General features: G+C 68.9%; 13 protein-coding genes. 10 read left to right on the top strand and 3 right to left on the bottom strand.

Going from position 1 to position 18,610, the window contains the following annotated elements:
* Positions 1–684 precede the first annotated feature (684 nt).
* Together ON29_RS32210 and ON29_RS32205 are read left to right on the top strand one after the other, a co-directional pair.
* The gene (locus ON29_RS32210) at positions 685–1,332 is read left to right on the top strand and encodes a LysE family translocator (RefSeq protein WP_040871980.1); all 648 of its coding nucleotides are present in this window, start codon (positions 685–687) and stop codon (positions 1,330–1,332) included.
* A 241-nt stretch (positions 1,333–1,573) separates the two neighbouring features.
* Entirely contained in the window at positions 1,574–2,314 is a 741-nt protein-coding gene (locus tag ON29_RS32205; RefSeq protein ID WP_063825395.1) for a GAF and ANTAR domain-containing protein, read from the top strand.
* 372 nt (positions 2,315–2,686) lie between these two features.
* On the opposite strand, the gene ON29_RS32200 is transcribed toward ON29_RS32205, so the two are convergent.
* Entirely contained in the window at positions 2,687–2,890 is a 204-nt protein-coding gene (locus ON29_RS32200) for a hypothetical protein (protein ID WP_040871979.1), read from the bottom strand.
* Between the two features lie 425 nt (positions 2,891–3,315).
* Here ON29_RS32200 and ON29_RS37925 point away from each other — a divergent pair, with 425 nt between their 5' ends.
* Positions 3,316–3,675, top strand: a complete 360-nt coding sequence (locus tag ON29_RS37925; protein ID WP_083864219.1) for an STAS domain-containing protein — start codon at positions 3,316–3,318, stop codon at positions 3,673–3,675.
* A complete protein-coding gene (locus tag ON29_RS32195) occupies positions 3,672–4,640 on the top strand; it encodes an anti-sigma factor RsbA family regulatory protein (RefSeq protein WP_051175847.1) in 969 nt (322 codons plus the stop codon). Before ON29_RS37925 ends, ON29_RS32195 begins: the two co-directional genes overlap by 4 nt.
* Before the next feature lie 34 nt (positions 4,641–4,674).
* On the opposite strand, the gene ON29_RS32190 is transcribed toward ON29_RS32195, so the two are convergent.
* The gene (locus tag ON29_RS32190) at positions 4,675–5,379 is read right to left on the bottom strand and encodes an AraC family transcriptional regulator (RefSeq protein ID WP_040871977.1); all 705 of its coding nucleotides are present in this window, start codon (positions 5,377–5,379) and stop codon (positions 4,675–4,677) included.
* Between the two features lie 150 nt (positions 5,380–5,529).
* On the opposite strand from ON29_RS32190, the gene ON29_RS32185 reads away from it, so the two are divergent.
* Together ON29_RS32185 and ON29_RS32180 are read left to right on the top strand one after the other, a co-directional pair.
* Positions 5,530–6,519 carry a zinc-binding dehydrogenase gene (locus ON29_RS32185; protein WP_040871976.1) on the top strand — a complete coding sequence of 330 codons (990 nt, stop codon included), beginning with the start codon at positions 5,530–5,532 and terminating at the stop codon, positions 6,517–6,519.
* 108 nt (positions 6,520–6,627) lie between these two features.
* The gene (locus tag ON29_RS32180) at positions 6,628–6,996 is read left to right on the top strand and encodes a hypothetical protein (protein WP_051175846.1); all 369 of its coding nucleotides are present in this window, start codon (positions 6,628–6,630) and stop codon (positions 6,994–6,996) included.
* 92 nt (positions 6,997–7,088) lie between these two features.
* Here ON29_RS32180 and ON29_RS32175 read toward each other — a convergent pair whose 3' ends face one another.
* Positions 7,089–7,676: a TetR/AcrR family transcriptional regulator gene (locus ON29_RS32175; RefSeq protein ID WP_040871975.1), complete on the bottom strand. Its 588-nt coding sequence runs from the start codon at positions 7,674–7,676 to the stop codon at positions 7,089–7,091.
* Between the two features lie 159 nt (positions 7,677–7,835).
* Here ON29_RS32175 and ON29_RS32170 point away from each other — a divergent pair, with 159 nt between their 5' ends.
* The 4 genes from ON29_RS32170 to ON29_RS32155 all read left to right on the top strand — a co-directional run bounded on the left by ON29_RS32170 (position 7,836) and on the right by ON29_RS32155 (position 18,605).
* On the top strand, positions 7,836–8,762 hold the full coding sequence (locus ON29_RS32170; protein WP_083864217.1) for a ParB/RepB/Spo0J family partition protein: 927 nt from the start codon (positions 7,836–7,838) through the stop codon (positions 8,760–8,762).
* Between the two features lie 54 nt (positions 8,763–8,816).
* Positions 8,817–11,033 carry an MMPL family transporter gene (locus ON29_RS32165; protein WP_040871974.1) on the top strand — a complete coding sequence of 739 codons (2,217 nt, stop codon included), beginning with the start codon at positions 8,817–8,819 and terminating at the stop codon, positions 11,031–11,033.
* A gap of 15 nt (positions 11,034–11,048) precedes the next feature.
* Positions 11,049–12,194, top strand: coding sequence for an LLM class flavin-dependent oxidoreductase (locus ON29_RS32160; protein ID WP_040871973.1), 1,146 nt, complete (start codon positions 11,049–11,051; stop codon positions 12,192–12,194).
* Positions 12,195–12,323: 129 nt separating this feature from the next.
* Positions 12,324–18,605: a type I polyketide synthase gene (locus ON29_RS32155; RefSeq protein ID WP_040871972.1), complete on the top strand. Its 6,282-nt coding sequence runs from the start codon at positions 12,324–12,326 to the stop codon at positions 18,603–18,605.
* The last annotated feature ends 5 nt before the right edge of the window (positions 18,606–18,610 follow it).

Here is an 18,610-nt window from a genome sequence, read left to right as displayed (position 1 = left end):
CCGCGTCTCGGGCGGATGCATCCGCACGCGGACAACGGAGTCCTTCCGCCGGGGCCCCATCGACCCCGGCACACTCCGCAGAAGCGGAGTGAACCTGCGATAACATACGGTACACAACTGCGAGTACATCACGGGTACGATCGGGGAAATTGGCAATAACTTAACGCTCTTCGCAGCTGCTCTGAATCCAGAGTACCGGCCCGCGCCGCCCCCCGCCCGTGCCCGTTTCGTCCGCTGCTGTCGCAGTTGAGGTTTCGCGAAGGCCTTGTCGCACTCGACATGTCGGTCGAAGGGGCCCGGATCCAGCTACTTCTCCGCGAAATGGAGCAGCACGAAGGACACCGACGGCAACCGCACCCGGCCACGCGGTGGTGTGCGATCCGTACCGGCCCAGGATGTTCGGTACGAGTCCTGGACGTCGACCACGCGAGTAGCCCACCGGCCACGAACCGTCCAGTGCCTGGTTCCCCGAGCGCTCACCGAGGGCGGTGACCGCCTTGGCATCTCGACTGGATCATCGCGAGCAGCCGGCCGATATCGGATCTGTGGGCAGAAATCACAAGCCTTCCGGGATGGGGTCGTCGCTGTGGGTAACCCACCCGACGTTGCCGGGCGCAGCTACTGCACGACGAGGTCACCTTTCCTGGGCTGGAGAGGTTGCCGTCGAGAAACCGGAGATTTCGGATGGACGCTCATCTCGTATGGGGTTTTGCGGCGGCGGTGCTGCTGGCCTATGTGATTCCCGGACCGGATTGGTTCGTGGTTCTGCGTCACGCTTCTCGCTCACGGGTCGCGGGCATGCACGCGGCGGCAGGAGTTCAATGCGGCTTGATCGTGCACATGGCGGCTGCCGCGGTCGGTGTGTCGGCCATCTTGTCGACCAGCGCCGAGGCGTTCACCGTGGTGAAACTCGCTGGGGCGGCTTATCTCATCGTTCTGGGTGGGCGCGCGTTGCGGGATGGCTATCGCGGATGGCGCGGTCGCGCTACCGAGCGGGCGGGGGTGTCGTCACCGGCCGCAGTGCCGGGTGCACAGGTGTTGGCTGGAGCGTTCACTGCCAATGTGTTGAATCCCAAAGCGGCGCTCTTCTTCGTCGCGGTGTTGCCACAGTTCCTGGCCCCCGCGCGTCCGGTAATGCCCCAAGTGCTGCTGCTCGGTGCACTCGACATCGCCATCGGTGGCGCTTGGTGGCTGCTGTTCGTCGTCACGACGACGCGCTTGCACGCTCTGCTCCAGCGCCGCCGGGCGCAGATCGCCGTCGATTCCCTCGCCGGGGTCGCGTTGACCGGTCTCGGCGGAGCGCTGGCCTTCACCGACCGCGCGCGGGTATAGCCAGGTTCCTCGCTCCGAGGTTCGATGCCGTCGTAGCTGTCGCAGCGCCCGCCGCATCCACCGATCGATACGGCGCGGCGCCCACTCCCGGCGCACGCACGTCGGGTTGATGCCGTTGTTGCTACCACGCCACGGGCTCGCGCGTAGGGTGGTGTGCACTGTCCTTCGGAACCAGGGCGAGGCCGACGCTCCCGCACGGCACCTGCCATCTCGGGAGCTTTCTCGGAAAGACGGGCAGAAGATGACGGATGCGCGCCTCAGCGACGACGACAACACACCGACCGGTCCCTCCGCAGCGGAGGGTGATCTGGCTGCGCGACTGGGCGATCTGGCACGTTACCTGCAGGAACAAGATGATCTCGACGACACGTTGCGCGGCATCGTCGATACCGCCGTGCAGACGGTGCCCGGCGCCACCTACGCCGGAGTCCTGGTCAGCGACAACCGCGAGACGATGTATACACCTGCCGCCACCGCCGACCTGATCCATCGAGTCGACCGAGCGCAGATCGACCTGCGGCAAGGACCGTGCCTGGACGCGCTCTACCACGAGCGCATCGTGGTGCTGCCCGATACGACCGACGAGCCGCGGTGGCCACGTTTCGCGGCCCGCGCCGCCGAACTCGGTATCGGCAGCATTCTGTCTTTCCAGCTCTATGTCACCGGCAACGGCCTCGGTGCCCTCAATCTCTACTCGCCCGCCCCCGCGGCCTTCGACGCCGAATCCACGCACGTCGGGTCCCTGTTCGCCGCCCATGCCGCCGTGGCACTGGCCTCCGCTCAGCGGGTGACCCAGCTCGCGCGGGCGATCGACACGCGCGATCTGATCGGACAAGCCAAGGGCATCCTGATGGAGCGCCACAAACTGACCGCCGATCAAGCCTTCGCCCTTCTCGTGCGCGCCAGCCAGCACACCAATACCAAACTGGCCGATATTGCCGAGTACCTCACGCATCGCGGCGAACTACCCCCGCGTCCATGATCAGCGCTCGAAGAACGACGTCACTGGAAGCCGACGTCGGTCACCGCGCACCGACACGCCATCGCCAGCTGTTCAGCCGTGGAGCCGTCGCCGAGTCGATCGGTGGACTGGAATCCGGCGCATGGCGCTCGGCGGCCGCGGCAACCCGTGACGGGGCCCTGTCGGCGGACAGGTGCCCCTGAGTCCAGCGCTACCGCGTCGGGGCCGACGAGGATGAGTCCCGGCGGTAGGGGACCGTGCGAGTGTCCTTGCGGCGCGCCGATCCCGCCAGGCCGCCGAGGCCGAGCAAGCCGGGTCTCGTCGCTGTCGTGTCGCCGACGTGGGTGTCCTGGGTCGGCAGCGCAGGTGCCGGGGTCAGGGCGCCTCCGGATGTCACCTGTTTTCGGTGACGGTTGTGTCCGGGTGACGACGGCTGGTGTCCGGCTTGACGAAGTGCCCGGTGATCGCCGAGCGGTCGCGACGGTTGTCACCCTGGTGTGGCTCGTCCTCGCCGAGTGTGGTCTTCGGGTTCTCCGCTGCGGTCTCCTCGCTCACATATTCGCCGGTCTCGGCGGAACGATGGCTTTTCTCGGTCATAAGATCCTCCTCGAGATGTCTGGTCGCACCCCTCGTCAGGGTGCCGATCCAGTCCTTGACCGAATAGCACCCAGACGGCGCGGGAAACGTCCGCCGACAGCTGATTTCGAACCGGGTGGCCGCGGTGTGCGAGCCGGAAGCCGAAAGCGCCCGGCAAGCAGCATCATTCGGGCTCCTTCCCGTCACAGCACGCCGATGGGCCGCTCCTCGGTCGCAGTGACATCGCGCACCGAGGCCGAGCGGGAGGCCCCGATGTCTCAGAAGCCCCGACGAGCCACGACGGACGTCGCATTGGCCGTGATCACACAGGATCGCGAATACGTCGCCGGACCACGGCACCAGCGGGCTGTGTGGAAGTGCTCGATCGGCGGAGGCGTAAGATCCCCCGCGTCGTCTCGTGTTGGCCAGTGGAAGGTCGGTGAGCAGTGGAGCCCGCACCGTCGGCCACGCCTCCGCGTAGTGCGGCGATCTCCGATCCTTCGACTCTCCGCACGTCTCGGACCAGCAGTCCTTCCGGTCTACGGTGCGCAGGAGCGGTAGATTTCACCACCCGGGATGCTTGGCGCTCGGCACTGACGGAACTGACCGCCGCGCAGCGCGACGTACACTTGGACCTGTCCGAGCTGACGTTCATCGATGTCCACGGGACGTCCATTCTGGTGGAAGCCGCCTCCCACTCACCGCAGGCGCCACGAATCGTGTTGCATCGGCCTCCGCCGATGATGCTTCGGATCCTCGGAGTGTTCTGGCCCTCCCTACACACGATCGAGGTAGTGCACACATGAGCTCTGTCGGCGCTGTGTCGGCCACTTCGGAGCCGACCGATCCGTTCGTGCATCCCGCGCTGTTCTATCGCGACACCGAGGAATACCTGGCAGGGACCCTCGGATTCATTCGCGAGGGGCTCGCGAACGATGAACCGGTCGCTGTCGCGGTACCCGGCCCGAACCTGGCCCTCCTGCGTGCCGAGCTGGGCTCCGACGCGAGTTCGGTACACCTGATGGACATGACCGTCGAGGGCCGCAACCCCGGCCGCATCATCCCGGGTGTGCTCCGTGCCTTCGCCGACCGGCATCCGTCCGGGCGAGTGCGAATCATCGGCGAACCCATCTGGGCCGGCCGCTCGTCGCTGGAGTATCCGGCGTGCGCTCAGCACGAGGCGCTGATCAACGCGGCGTTCACCGGGCGCGAAGTCAGCATCCTGTGCCCCTATGACACCGCACGTCTGTCGCCGGAGGTCCTGGCCGACGCGCACGCCACCCATCCCGTCCTCATCGACCACACGGGCCGGCGAACCAGCGACGCCTACGATCCCGACCACATCGTCGACCTCTACAACGAACCGCTGCCCTCCGCGCCCCCCACCGCCACCACCATCGTCTTCGATGCGACATCTTTGGCGCACCTCCGGCACGCCGCCACGGAGCACGCCCGCAAAGCGGGCATACCCGAGCACCGTCTGATCGATCTGGAGCTGGTCGTCGCGGAGACCACCACCAACTCCGTCGTCCACGGCGGCGGGAGCGGCACGCTGCGGATGTGGGCCGACGACAAGCAGCTGTGCTTCCAGATCAGCGACAAGGGACACATCACCAATCCACTCGCGGGCCGCCTGCCCGCACAAACCTATCGACCGGGCGGCCGCGGTCTGCTGCTGGTCAACCAGCTCACCGACCTCGTGCGCATACACACCGGCCGGCACGGCACCACCATCCAGCTCCACTTCGACTTCGATCACGAGCTGCCGTAACCCACTGCGGAGCGGTCGGCGGCCGATTCATGCGCTACTTCGCCGGATGCGCAGCCCGGTAGCGGCCGGGTGTGGTGCCGATGATGCCGGTGAAGGCCGCGATGAAGCTGCTGGGATTCGCCCATCCGCAGGCGTGTGCGACGTAGGTGGTGTCGTGGCCGTCGGCGAGCAGGACGAGTGCGTGATAGACGCGTAGCTGGGTGCGCCACTCGTAGAAGGTCATGCCGAGTTCGTTGTGGAACAGACGGCTGAGCGTGCGAGCGCCGGCTCCGATCGTCCGCCCGAGTTCGGCCAGCGTCGTGTTGTCCGCGGGGTTTCGGTGCAGTATCCGCGCGACGGCCCGCAACCGGTCGTCGTGCGGTTGCGGCAGAATCAGTGGCTGCTCGTGCGCTTCGCGGAGTTCGTCGACGAGGACCCGGCGAAGGCGAGCGCGCGCGGCGCGCTCGTGGTCGCCTGCGACTCGGTCGCCGGCGCGCGAACCCGTGAGGGTGAGGAGGATTTCGCGGACGAGGCCGGAGGCCGTGAACACGGCTGGGTGGGCTGGTACGAGGCGGGCCAGGGATGCCGGGAGAAAGACGATCCGCATATCGGTGTGCCCGTGCGCGCGGTGGTAGTGCGTGAATCCCGCAGGGGTCCATGCGACTCGATTGGCCGGAACGATCGATGTGCCACGTTCGGTGTGCACCGACAAGACACCACGCGCCGCGTAGACGAGATGCCCTCGGGGATGGGAATGCACCGCACTCGTTCCTCCCGACGGCCAGGTGTGAACGCCTCCGTGCGGCCATATCCGCGATGCCGCGCCGATCCGGGGAGATTGGCGGGCAACGGGCATAACTCGGCATTCTATCGGTGGCAGGCCGGTCCGCCTCCCGGCGACAGTGGACACATGTCTACGACGATGCGAGCGGCGGTCTGTGTCGGAGCGGGTGGCCCGGAGGCGCTGGAGATCAGAGAGTTGCCGGTACCGGAGGTCCGGGAGGGCTGGAGCCTGGTGCAGGTGAAGGGCGCCGGCTTGAACCGGTCGGAACTGAGAACCCGGCAGGGTCATTCTCCGAACGTGAGGTTCCCCCGCGTGCTCGGGATCGAATGCGTCGGAATCGTGGCGGCCTCGACCGATCCCGGGCTCCCGGAGGGCACAACCGTCGCGGCGGTGATGGGTGAGATGGGCAGGGAATTCGACGGCGGCTACGCGGAATACGCGCTGTTGCCGAACGCACTGCTGATGCCGGTCACCACCACGCTGCCCTGGGAGGTCTTGGCCGCGCTGCCCGAGACATATCTGACCGCACAGGGATCGCTCGACGCGTTGGGGGTCGTGCCGGGTGCCCGAGGGCGGTTGCTGATTCGTGGCGGGACCTCGTCGGTGGGGATGGCCGCCGCGTCGATCGCGTCCGCCCACGGTATCGAGATCGCCGCTACGACACGGCAGCCGGGCAAGATCGCCGCCTTGGCCGCGGCCGGCGTCCAGCACGCACTCCTCGACGAGGGTGGCGCGCCGGCGGCGAGCGTGCACGCGATCTGGCCCGAGGGTCCGGACCATGTCCTGGATCTCGTCGGGGGGAGCACGGTGGTGGACTCGCTGCGCCTGGTGCGCCGCGGCGGGACCGTGTGTGTGGCGGGCTCGCTCAGCGGGTGGTCGATTCAGGACTTCGAACCGATAGCGATGATCCCGTCCGGAACCAAACTCACGGCCTTCCACAGCAAGACGGTGCAGGGCGGCGCGGGTACGCCGGTGCTGCGGCGGATCGTCCGCGCGGTCGAGGCCGGCGCCTATCGGCCCAACCTCGACCGTGTCTTCGGCCTGGCCGACATCGTCTCGGCCCACCGGTACTTGGAGAGCGATCACGCCATCGGAAAGATCGTCGTGGTGCCCTGACCACGTTCCCGTCGAAGGCCGACACCGAGACGGCGGCGACCGTCGGGAGCCACAACCGGCATGGCGCAATCTTAACGAGAGGGGGCGGTTCTGCCACTGTCGCCGAGCATGCACGGCAGCCATGATCGGGCCGCGCTGCAGCTGGCCTCCAAGATGCGGTACGTGTCGGCGCAGTTCGTCGCGCTGCTGGAGGGCGACCTGTGGCTGCGCAACGCCGGGCACGCCAACGCGATGGCGACCCGGCTGGCCACGGCCGTCGCCCGGGTGCCCGGCGTCGAGATCGTACGGCCGGTCCAGGCCAACGCCGTCTTCGCCGTACTGCCCCGCGAGGTCACCGAGCGGCTGCGGGAACGGTTCCGCTTCCACGTCTGGGACGAGCGCACCGGCGAGGTCCGCTGGATGTGCTCGTTCGACACCACCGAGGCCGAAGTGGACGCCTTCGCGGCCGCCATCGCCCGGGAGATGGCCGCCGCGTAGCCGCAACCACAGCAACGTGTCGGCTACGGCAGCTACCAGCACCTGCGAGACACGAAAGATCTTCTTTCCGAAGCACTTTTGTGCCGGGCAGCTCAGGTCGCATCGCCCTCGGGCGGTTCCCCGGCAAGTGATCCGGTGCGATTGGCGGTCAGCATCCGCACGGCCGCGATCCGCAGATCCGGACGGGCACGCCGGGAGGTCAGCTCGGCGAGGCAGATCTCACCGACCATGGCGACCTTCATCCGGGAGGCGGCGTCGGGGTCGGGCCACCCGGCGGCGACCATGTCCGGCCGCCCGACCGCGATGAACAGTTCGTGGCGGCGGCGGATCTCCTCACGCAGATCCGGATCCGTGCGCGCTTGGACCATGAACGCCTCGGTTCCGCGGGCGTCGAGGCAGGCATCGAGGAACGCGTCCAGGCTGGGGCCGATCCGTTCGATCCCCGGCGGAATCCCGGCCAGCGCCGCGGCCACCGACTGCGACAGCGCGTCGAAGAAACGGCGGTGCAACGCGATGACGTAACTGCGGCGATTGACGAAGTGATGGTAGAAGGTGCCCTTGGCCATCCCGGCTTCCTCGACCACCGCGTTGATCGAAAGCCGGTGCAGCCCCTCGCGTTCCGCCACCACGGTGCCCGCGATGAGCAGAGCCGTGCGACCGGGGTCGGCAATGACTGTCATGCTTTCGAATTCTCCCGACTGTTTCCGGAAAGCCTAGTGTCGCGCACCGGGCGCACCTACGCTGTGACCGATCGGTCGGTCGAAGCCTAGCCGGGTTCCGGATGGACCATCGGGTCATCGAGGACCGATCTGAATCCGGGCGACCCTGGGGGTTTCGAAATGTCCGCTGAGTTTAAATTGGTGAGCGGCGATGTGGTGCCGCTGGCGTCGAACGCGCGCTATCTCGTATCCATCGATGAACTGTTGCCCGCGGACTCGCCGCGGTCCAACGGCGAGGACCGCAGGCATATCGCACGACTGGCCGAGAGCGACACCGAATTGCCGCCGATTCTGGTGCATCGCAGCACGATGCGCGTCATCGACGGAATGCACCGGCTACGGGCCGCGCAATGGCTCGGCCGCGAAGACATCGAAGTCGTGTTCTTCGACGGAACGGCGGCCGAGGCTTTTCTGCGCGGCGTCGAACTGAATACGACGCACGGGCTGCCCTTGACGCTCTCGGACCGCAAAGCGGCGGCCGAGCGGATCATCGAGACGATGCCGGAATTGTCCGACCGGGCCATCGCGTCCACCACGGGGCTGTCCGCGCGCACGGTGGCCACGCTCCGGCAGCGTTCGACTGCGGAAATTCCGCAGTCGAACATCCGCGTCGGCGCCGACGGCAGGCGCAGGCCGATGGACCGGGCGCAGCGCAGGCGCCGCGTCGCCGAGCTGCTGGCGGCCTCCCCGGACATGCCGTTGCGCGCGCTGGCCGCCGCGGCGGAAGTGTCCATCAGCACAGCGCACGCGATCCGCAAACGCTTGCGCGAGACCGGGTCACCCGAGCACGACAGCGCCGCCGACCAGCCCGAGGGCAGCGCGCTGCTGCTGCAGCAACTCACCCGCGACCCGGCCATGCGGCACAGCCAGCAGGGCCGTGACCTGCTGCGCTGGTTGCACACACACTCGATGCAGCGCGAGGTGTGGACCGCCCTGGTGGCCACGGTCCCGCCGCATTGCATTCCGGCCGTCGCCGAGCTCGCCCACCGCAATGCCAAGGAGTGGCGTGCGCTGGCCGGCTACATCGATCCCGGCGCCACCGAATAGCCCCGATCGCATACGCATTCGCCACGGCCGGAGTTCGAGAAGAGGTCTTTCATCATGCTTGTTGGTCTGGCACGCCTGGCGATCCGCCGGCCGCGATCCATCCTCTACGGCGCGCTGCTCATCGGGATCGTGTGCGTCGGGCTGGGCTGGTCGGCGCCTGCCCACCTGAAGTCCGGTGGTTACGTTCCGTCCGACACCGAGTCCGCCGAGGTCGCGGCGTTCCTCGGCCGCGAATTTCCCGGCGCCGCGCCGAATCTCGTGCTGCTGGTCACCGCGCCGGGCGGGCTCGACAGCCCCGCGGCGCGCGCGGTCGGTGAGCGCCTGACCGCGGAGCTGCGTGGCCGCGAAGAGATCGACGCGGTCCAGTCCTATTGGGAACTTCCCCTGGATCTGCGGCAGGGCCTGCGCGGCAGCGACGGCCGCGACGGTCTGGTCCTGGCCCATGTCATCGGCGACGACACCGACGCGCCGAAACGGGCGGGCGCGATCGCGGGCCGGGTGAGCGGCGACTTCGACGGCGTCACCGTGCGGGCGGGCGGCCAAGCGGTGGCCTTCGACGAGATGAGCCATCGGATCGTCACCGACCTGCTGATCACCGAGGCGATCGCGATCCCGCTGACCGGGCTCGCCTTGATCCTGGTCTTCGGCAGCGTGACGGCCGCGCTGATCCCGCTGACGGTCGGCGTGTTCAACATCTTCGCGACGCTGCCGATCCTGCGGTTGCTCACCGAGGTCGGCGACGTGTCGATCTTCGCGCTGAACATGATGAGCGCATTGGGTTTCGCGGTCGCGATCGACTCGAGCCTGTTCATGGTCAGCAGGTTCCGGGAGGAGCTCGCCGCTGGACGCGACACCGCCTCCGCGGTGTCGCGCACAGCACGTACGGCGGGGCGCACCGTCTTGTTCTCCGGTGTGGTGATCGCGCTGTCGCTGTCGACACTGCTGGTCTTCCCGCTGTATTTCCTCAGGTCACTGGCGTACGCGGGGCTGGCCGTGCTCGGGGCGGCCGTGTTCACCACGCTGCTGTTGGTGCCCGCGGCGCTCGCGCTGCTCGGTCCCCGTGTCGACGCGTTCGACCTGCGAGCCCTCTTGCGCCGCCGATTCCACCGGCCGCGGCCCGCATCCGTCGAGCTCACCGAGACCCGGTGGTACCGCGCGGTGCGGCTGGTCATGCGCCATCCCGTCGTGGCCGCACTCGCCGTGATCGCGCTGCTGCTGGTGCTCGGGTCGCCGTTCCTGTCCATCCGGTTCGGCGCCGCCGACGACCGGGTCATCGCCGGGGCGTCCAGCCATGCGGTCGGCGACGCCTTGCGCACCGGCTTCCGGGAGAACGCGATGGCCGGCGTGCTCGTGACCATGCCCGGATACCGGGGCGGCGACAGCGAAATCGCCTCCTACGCCGAACGTTTGTCACGGGTGGAGAACGTCTCGACCGTGCTGTCCGCGGCGGGCGTCTATGCCGGCGGGCTGAAAGTCGCCTCCGCGCCACCCGGCATGCGCGACGACGCGGGCACCTATGTGCGCGTGGGCACTCGGCTCGACCCGTACTCCCCCGCCGCGATCGATCAGCTCGACCAGGTGCGCGCAGTCCCCCCACCGAGCCACGCGATGGTCGGGGGCGCGGCGGCCGAAAACGTCGACACGCTCGACGCGCTCGGAGCGAAAGTCCCCTTGGCCGTCTTCGTGATCGCGCTGTCGACCGTAGTGGTGCTGTTCTTCTTCACCGGTAGTGTGCTGCTGCCGATCAAAGCGCTGCTGCTCAACACGCTTTCGCTGGCGGCGACCTTCGGCGCCATGGTCTGGATATTCCAGGAAGGGCACCTCTCGGACCTGCTCGGTTTCACCTCGACCGGCTATCTGGTGCCCACGATGCCGATCCTGATGTTCTGCATCGCCTTCGGCGTCTCGATGGACTACGAGGTGTTCCTGTTGTCCCGGATCCGCGAGGAATGGCTGTCTTCCGGTGACAACACCGGCGCCGTGGCGACCGGCGTCGCCCGCACCGCACGCATCTTCACCGCCGCCGCCTGCCTGATGGCGATCGCCTTCGCGGGCATGGTGACCTCGCACGTGTCGTTCATCCAGCTGTTCGGCCTCGGCCTGACCCTGGCCGTGCTCAGCGACGCGACGTTGATCCGCGGCGTGCTCGCCCCCGCCTTGATGCGCCTGCTCGGCGCGGCCAACTGGTGGGCGCCGTCCCGGCTCGCCCATTGGCACCGAAGGATCGAAATCCCCGAGACCAGTGCCGCTCTCGAACCAGTACTCGAATAGTGCGATAGGAACAACATGGCGAAATTCCGCACAGGCGTGATGGATTCCGGCGTCTACACCCGGTTCGCGCCCGACCTGCAATTTCGCGGCAGCCGCTCGGTGGCGATGGCGGGCGGAGCGGACTCGCTCTGGGTGACCGACCACCTGCCCTCGATCCTGCCCGCCTCGATCTGGAAACCGCGGCACGTCGGCATCACCCGGCTCGCACCGCGCGCCGACGGGATCTACGAACCGTGGACGGCGCTGGGCTATCTCGCCGCGCAGAACCGCTTGGCCCGCCTGCGGCTCGGCGTGGGGGTCACCGACGCGGGCCGGCGCAATCCCGCGGTGACCGCGCAGGCCGCGGCCACCCTGCACCAGTTGAGCCGCGGCCGGGCCATTCTCGGCATCGGCACCGGCATCCGGGACAACAACGAGCCCTACGGCGTCGACTGGACCGCTCCGGTCGGACGCTTCGAGGAGGCGCTGGCCACCATCAGGGCGCTGTGGGATTCCGACGGCAGCCTGGTGACCAGGGACTCGCCGCACTTCCCGTTGCGGAACGCGGTCTTCGATGTCCCGCCCTACCGGGGCACCCGTCCGGAGATCTGGGTGGCCGCGGGCGGCCCGCGCATGCTGCGGGCCGCCGGTCGCTACGCCGACGTGTGGTTCCCGGGCTTCGCGCAGCGCCCGCACGAGTACCGGCACCGTCTCGAGCAGGTCCGCGCCGCGGCCTCCGACGCGGGCCGCGACCCGTTGACGGTCGCGCCCGCCGCCGTGTTCAGCGTGCTCACCGCGGCCCGTCCCGGGGAGGTGGACGCTCTGGTCGAGAGTGTCGGCGCGCGGGCGCTGACCCTGTGCGCCCCCGGCGAGATGTGGACCAGGCACGGCGCCACCCACCCGCTGGGCGAGGACTTCACCGGCCTGCAGGACTACCTGCCGCAGACGCTCGACGAGCGCACCGTGCTGGACTACATCGAGAAGGTCCCGGCCTCGCTGGTGCGGGAATTCTGCCTGGCCGGTACGCCGGACGAGATCGTCGAGCAGCTCGCGGACTGGCGCGACCATGGTCTGCGCTACGCCGTGCTGATGAATCTCAGCGCAATTCATCCGCGCCTCACGCACGGGATGCTTTCCAACGTGCCACTGGTGGCGACGTTACGTAAATTGAAAAAGCTGTAACGCAGAACAATTGACGCTCGAGCGGGCTGCGCAATAGCATGACCATTCGAGCGAAGAAGCTCATCAGATATTTGTGCTGCTGCGGTCGGGGGGCTCAGCATGGACCCGCATTTCAGGCCAGGAGAAATAATGGTCGACATTGCAATAGTGGGTATCGGCTGCCGGTTTCCAGGCGGTGTATTCGACCCGGAGAGTTATTGGAATTTCCTGCTCGACAAAGGTGACGGGATCGTCGATATCCCGCCGGATCGCTGGAGTATCGAAAAGTACTACGACCCGGATCCGGACGCGCCGGGGCGTATGTACACCCGGCGCGGCGGATTTCTCACCCAGCCGCTGTGGGATTTCGACGCCGACTTCTTCGGCATCGCCCAGAAGGAAGCCGCCATCCTCGACCCGCAGCAGCGGCTGCTGCTCGAGGTGACCTGGGAGGCGCTCGACGACGCGGGCATGGCGGGACGGGTCTCCGGCCACCGCGTCGGCGTCTACGTCGGCGGCTTCATCCTCGACAACGTGCTCGGACGCAGCGGTCCGCTGGTCCGCTCGGCGATCACCAGCCACACCGCGATGAGCGCCTCGCATACCTTGCTGTCCAACCGCATCTCCTATCTGCTCGACCTGCATGGCCCGAGCCTGACCGTCGACACCGCATGCTCGTCGTCGCTGGTCGCCACGCATCTCGCGGTGCAGGCGATCGCCAACGGCGAATGCGAGATCGCGCTGGCGGGCGGTGCGAACGCGATGCTGCAGCCGGAGACGTTCATCTCGATGTGCAAGGGCCGGTTCCTCTCGGTCGACGGGCGCTGCAAGACATTCGACGCCGCCGCCGACGGATACGGCCGCGCCGAGGGCGCGGGCGCGGTGCTGCTCAAGCCGCTCGACGTGGCGCAGCGCGACAACGACCGCGTCTACGCCGTCATCCGCGCGACGGGTGTGAACCAGGACGGCCGCACCATGGCCATCCCGGTCCCGAATCCCGTTGCGCAGGAACAACTGGCCCGCCAGGTGCGCGACGACGCCGGGGTCGCCGCGCACGAGGTGAGCTACCTCGAGGCGCACGGCACCGGCACCGCGGTCGGCGATCCGCTCGAGATGTCGGCGCTGGGCGCGGTGTACGGCGCGGTGGACGGCCGCGCCGAGCCGGTGCCGGTCGGTTCGGTGAAGAACAACTTCGGGCACACCGAGGCCGCCGCCGGGGTCGCGAGCCTGATCAAGGCCGCGCTCACCCTGCACCACCGCACGATCGCGCCCCAATTCGACCTGACCACACCGAATCCGGAGATCGAGTTCGACGAGCTCCGACTACGGGTCCCGCTGCTCCCCGAACCGCTGCCCGCGCAGCCGGGCAAGGGCGTGGTCGCGGTCAACGGCTTCGGCTACGGCGGCACCAACGCCCACGTCATCCTTTCCGAAGCGCCGCCGCGGGCCGCGCGGGCCGACGACGAACGCCCGGTGCCGAAGGTGCTGCCGATCTCCGGCCGCCACGAGACCGCGGTGCGCACGCTGGCGGGCGACCTTGCGCAGGCGCTCGACCACCATCCCGCCGACGCGGTCACCGCGGCCGCCTGGACCCGGCGCGCCCACCACCCCCTGCGCGTGGGTTTCGCCTACGACGACGCCGACGATCTGCGCACCCAGTTGCGTGCTTTCGCCGCGGGCGAGGGCAGGGCGCCGTCGCGGGTCATCGGTGACGGCGAGGTGGAGCCCGTCTTCGTCTTCAGCGGGATGGGGCCGCAGTGGTGGGGCATGGGGCGTGAGCTGCTCACCACCGACAGCACGTTCGCGAAGGTGGCCAGGGAGATCGACCGCGAGTTCGTCTCGATCGCGGGCTGGTCGATCCTGGAGGAGATGCTCGCCGACGAGGCCGACTCGCGGATCGTGCGCACCGCGTTCGCGCAGCCCGCCAACTTCGTGCTGCAGGCCGCGCTGACCGCCGAACTGGCCGAGTACGGCGTGTATCCCGCGGTGGTGGTCGGGCACAGCGTCGGTGAGGTCACCGCCGCGTACGTCTCCGGCGCGCTCTCGCTGCGCGACGCGCTCACCGTCAGCTACCACCGCGCCCGGCTGCAAGCGACCACTGCGGGCACCGGCGGCATGCTGGCTCTCGGCATGTCCGAACGCGAGGCACGGGAGTTGCTCGCCCGCACCGACAGCATCTCGATCGCCGCGGTCAACAGCCCCGGCGCGGTCACCCTCGCAGGCGACAGCCAGGACCTGGAACTGCTGCGCGACACCCTGTCGGCCACCGGCACGTTCGCGCGCAGCCTGCGGGTCGAGGTGCCCTACCACAGCCATCTGATGGACCCGATCCTCGACGATCTGCGCGGCGCGCTCGGCCGACTAGCCCCGCGGGACGCGAAACTCACCACGTACTCCACCGTGACCGCCGCCGAGATCGCGGGCACGGGATGGGACGCGGACTACTGGTGCCGCAACGTCCGGGAACCGGTCCGGTTCGCCGACGCCATCGGCGCACTGGTCGACGCGGGCCACCGGGTCTTCCTCGAGGTGGGCCCGCACCCCGTGCTCAGCGGCAACATCCGCGAGATGCTGATCCATCGCGGAGTGATCGGCGCCGCGGTTTCCACGCTCTCGCGCGACCTGCGCGACCGCAACAACGTGCTGCGCGCTGTCGCGGATCTGTATGTCGCGGGCTCGCTGGACGGTTCGGCTGTACCCGGCCGGCCGGACTCGATCGTCGAGCACCTGGATCTGCCCGCCTACCCGTGGCAGCGCAAACGGGTGTGGCACGACGAGCCGGTCACCCTGCTGGATCGTCTCGGCACGCCGGAGGGCTACGCGCTGCTCGGTGATCCCACGACGGCGGCGAACTCGGAATGGGAGGTGCAGTTGTCGGTCTCGCGGCTGCCCTGGCTACGCGACCACGTCGTGGACGGGTATGTCGTGTTGCCGGGCGCGGCCTACCTCGATGCCGCGCTCAGCGCCGCCGTCGAGCGCACCGGCCGCACGAGCGCCGGTCTCGAATCGGTGGAATTCGTCGCGCCACTGGTGATCGACGAGCACGACGTCCCGGTACTGCGGGTGAGCGTCGAGGAATCGACCAAACGCTTCCGGATCCACTCGCGCTCGGCCACCGCCACCACCTGGACGCTCAACGCCCACGGCAGGCTCATCGAAGCCGACTTCGCCGCCGCCGCCGTGGACGTCGACGCCCCTGAGCACGCCGCCGCGGTGGCGGGGGCGGATCTCTATCGCGGGTTGGCGGCTCGCGGGCTGGACTACGGGCCCGCTTTCCAGCGCATCGTCTCGGCCGTCGTCGGTGCGGACGCGGTGGTCGCCTCGCTCGCGCCGGTCGAGCAGGCCACGTCGATCCGGCACCTGGCTCACCCGGCGTTGGTCGACGCCGCGCTGCAATGCGTCGCCACGCTGGCCGCGGATTCGGATGCCGACGTGGCGATCGTGCCCGCCGCCATCGCCGGGGTGCGCCTGCTCGGCGCGCTGCCGGAGCGGCCGCGGGTCGTGGTGACCCGCCGCGGCGCGGACCCGCTGCGCGCCGACATCGCCATCGTCGGCGAGCAAGGCGAGGTGGCGATGCGGCTGCTGGGCGTCGAATTCCGCCCGGTCAGCGCGCCGGTCGACGTCACCCATCAGCTGGAACGGGTGTTCTACCAGCCGATCTGGGAGATCGTCGAGGCACCGGCAGGCGAGCGCCCTGCCCAGGAGGAAGCCGTGGTCGCCGTCTGTGTCGGCGCCGACGCGGCCGGCCGCGCGGCCGCTCTGCTGGGCGACCGGACCGATGTCACCGTCGTGCTCGCCGACGCGGACGCCGACGACAACGACGAGCGCCTGCGCCTGGCGTTGCGCTCACCCGACGGTGTCCCGATCGCCGAACGGATCCGGGTGGTCAATGTGTTCGGCGCGACGTTCGACGGGGCGCGCAACGTCTACTGGCTCGCGCGCGTGGCGAATGCCATCGAGCATCTGCTCGCCGACGCGCCCCAGGTCCGTCTCCACAGCGTCGTGGTCACCGAGAACGCGCTGTGCACCCCCGCCGACACCGCCGTCCAGGTGTCACACGGCGCGCTGGTGGGCGCGCGGCGCGCCCTGCTCAACGAGCAGCCCGCCGCGGCGTGGCGACTGGTCGACATGGGAGCACACGCCACGACACCGCCGGTCGATCTCGTTCTCGCCGAGGACGCGCTCGACGAGATCGGCGTGCGGGGAGACGACCACTGGGCGGTGCGGCTGGACCGGAATTTCGGCACCCACCTCGACGAGCGCAACCGCGCCGTCCCGCTGTCGGACCCGGAAGCCTCTTTCGTGGTGGAGATTCCGAAGTCCCGGTTGTTGTCCGACCTGGCGTTGCGCCGAGTCGACCGGGTCGCGCCCGGTCCGGGCGAGATCGAGGTCCGGATGGAGACGGCCGGGCTCAACTACAAGGACGCGATGAAGGTCATCGGCGTGCTCACCGAAAAGGAACTCGCGGGAACCTATTTCGGCACGACGGTCGGGATGGAGGGCTCCGGCGTGGTCGAGCGCGTCGGGCCCGGCGTCACCGGCGTCGCGGTCGGCGACCGGATGATGGTGTGCGCCAGGGACATCTTCCGCAAGTACGTGACCATGCCCGTCGACGCGGGCGCCACGCTACCGCACCAGCTGCTGTCCGGAGAGGACTACGACCCGCTCACCTGCGGATCCGGATTGCCGTTCCTGACCGCCGAATTCGGGCTGCGGACACTGGCGCGCCTGCGGCCGGGTGAGACGGTGCTCGTGCACGGCGCGGCGGGCGGCATGGGTATGGCCGCGGTGCAGGTCGCGCTGGACATCGGAGCGACGGTGATCGCGACGGCGGGCACGCCCGAGCGGCGTGCGCAGGTGCGCCTGCTCGGCGCGCAGCACGTGCTGAACTCGCGATCGGCCGACTTCGTCGACGAGATCGCCGATCTGACCGCCGGACGCGGCGTCGACGTCGTCTACAGTTCGGCGCCCGGCGAGATCCTGCGCCAGAACTTCCGGGTCGCTGCCGAATTCGGTCGTGTGGTCGATATCGGCAAGGCCGACATCTACACCGGCGGCGTCATCGATCTCGGCCCCTTCGACCGCAACCTCACCTTCTTCTCCGTCGACATGGATCGCGCGCTCGCCCACGACCCGGAACTGCTGCGCACGCCGATGCGGGCGAGCCACGCGGCATTGCGCTCGGGCACATACCAGTACCTGCCCTATACGGCTTATCCGGTGTCGGAGCTGGCGGCGGCGTTCGAGTCCGTGGCACGCTCCGACCAGATCGGCCGGGTTGTGCTGGACCTGCGCGAAGCACAGCCGATGGTGCGCCCCGCACTCGCCCACCCGCGCATCGACCCGGACGGCTGCTATCTGGTGACCGGCGGCTTCGGTGGCTTCGGCCTGGCCACCGCCCGCTGGCTGGTCGCCGAGGGCGCACGGAAACTCGTGCTGGTCGGCCGCAGCGGCGCGTCCACGCCCCAGGCCAGGGACCAGGTCGCGGCGTTCACCGCGGCGGGCGTGGCGGTGATCGAGGAACGAGTGGACATCGCCGACTACGCCGCCACGGCAGCGCTGGTGGACCGTATCCGGTCGGTCGCACCGCTGCGCGGGATCTTCCACGCCGCGGGGGTGGTGAACAACTTGCCGATCCCGCAGATCACGCGCGAGTCGCTCGACGAGCTGTTCGCCAAAGTGCGTGGCGCCCAGCATCTGGACCGGGCGGTCGAGGCCGCGGGGATCGAACTGGACATGTTCGTGCTCTACTCCTCGATCAGCGCGCTGGGCTGCATCACCCCGCAGGTCGGTTACGCCGCCGCCAACGCCGCCTTGGACGCGCTCGCGGCCGACCGGCGTGCCCGCGGCGCCGCGGCGCTGGCGGTGAACTGGGGCTTCATGAGCGGCGGCGGCATGGCCGACAAGACCGAGGCACTGGCGGACTACGTGAAGTCGATCGGCTTCCTGCCCATCGACATGGACCGCGCCACCGCCCTGCTGCGCGAATGCCTGGCACTCGACAGCGCTCAGGTCGCGGTGGCCGATATCGACTGGACGGTGTGGTCGCGGGTGGCGCGGCCGTCCACCGACACCCGCCGCTTCGGCCAGTTGCTCGCCGACATCGGAGTCGGCGGCGAGGCAGGCGGCACCCTGCGTGCCGAGATCCTCACGCTGCCCAGCGAACAGCGCGCCGACTTCGTCGCCCAGCGCCTCGCCCATCAACTCGCGGTGGTGCTCGGCGTGGACACCGACGCCATCAACATCGATGAGCCGGTCACCGACCTCGGCATGGACTCGCTCATGGCGATGGAATTCGGGGCCCGCACCGAGAAAGAGCTCGACGTCAAGATCTCCGCACTCGAACTCAGCCGGGGCCTGTCCTTGCGCGGCATCGGCGCCAAGATGGTCAGCCAGTTCGCCGAGCCCGCCGACGCGCAGGCCGCGGCATGAAAGGA

Origin of the sequence: Nocardia exalbida NBRC 100660, from assembly GCF_000308575.1 — a bacterium.
Taxonomy (GTDB): domain Bacteria; phylum Actinomycetota; class Actinomycetes; order Mycobacteriales; family Mycobacteriaceae; genus Nocardia; species Nocardia exalbida.
The sequence above is the reverse complement of the archived record's forward strand: the minus strand, read 5'-3'. Positions and strand labels throughout refer to the sequence as shown.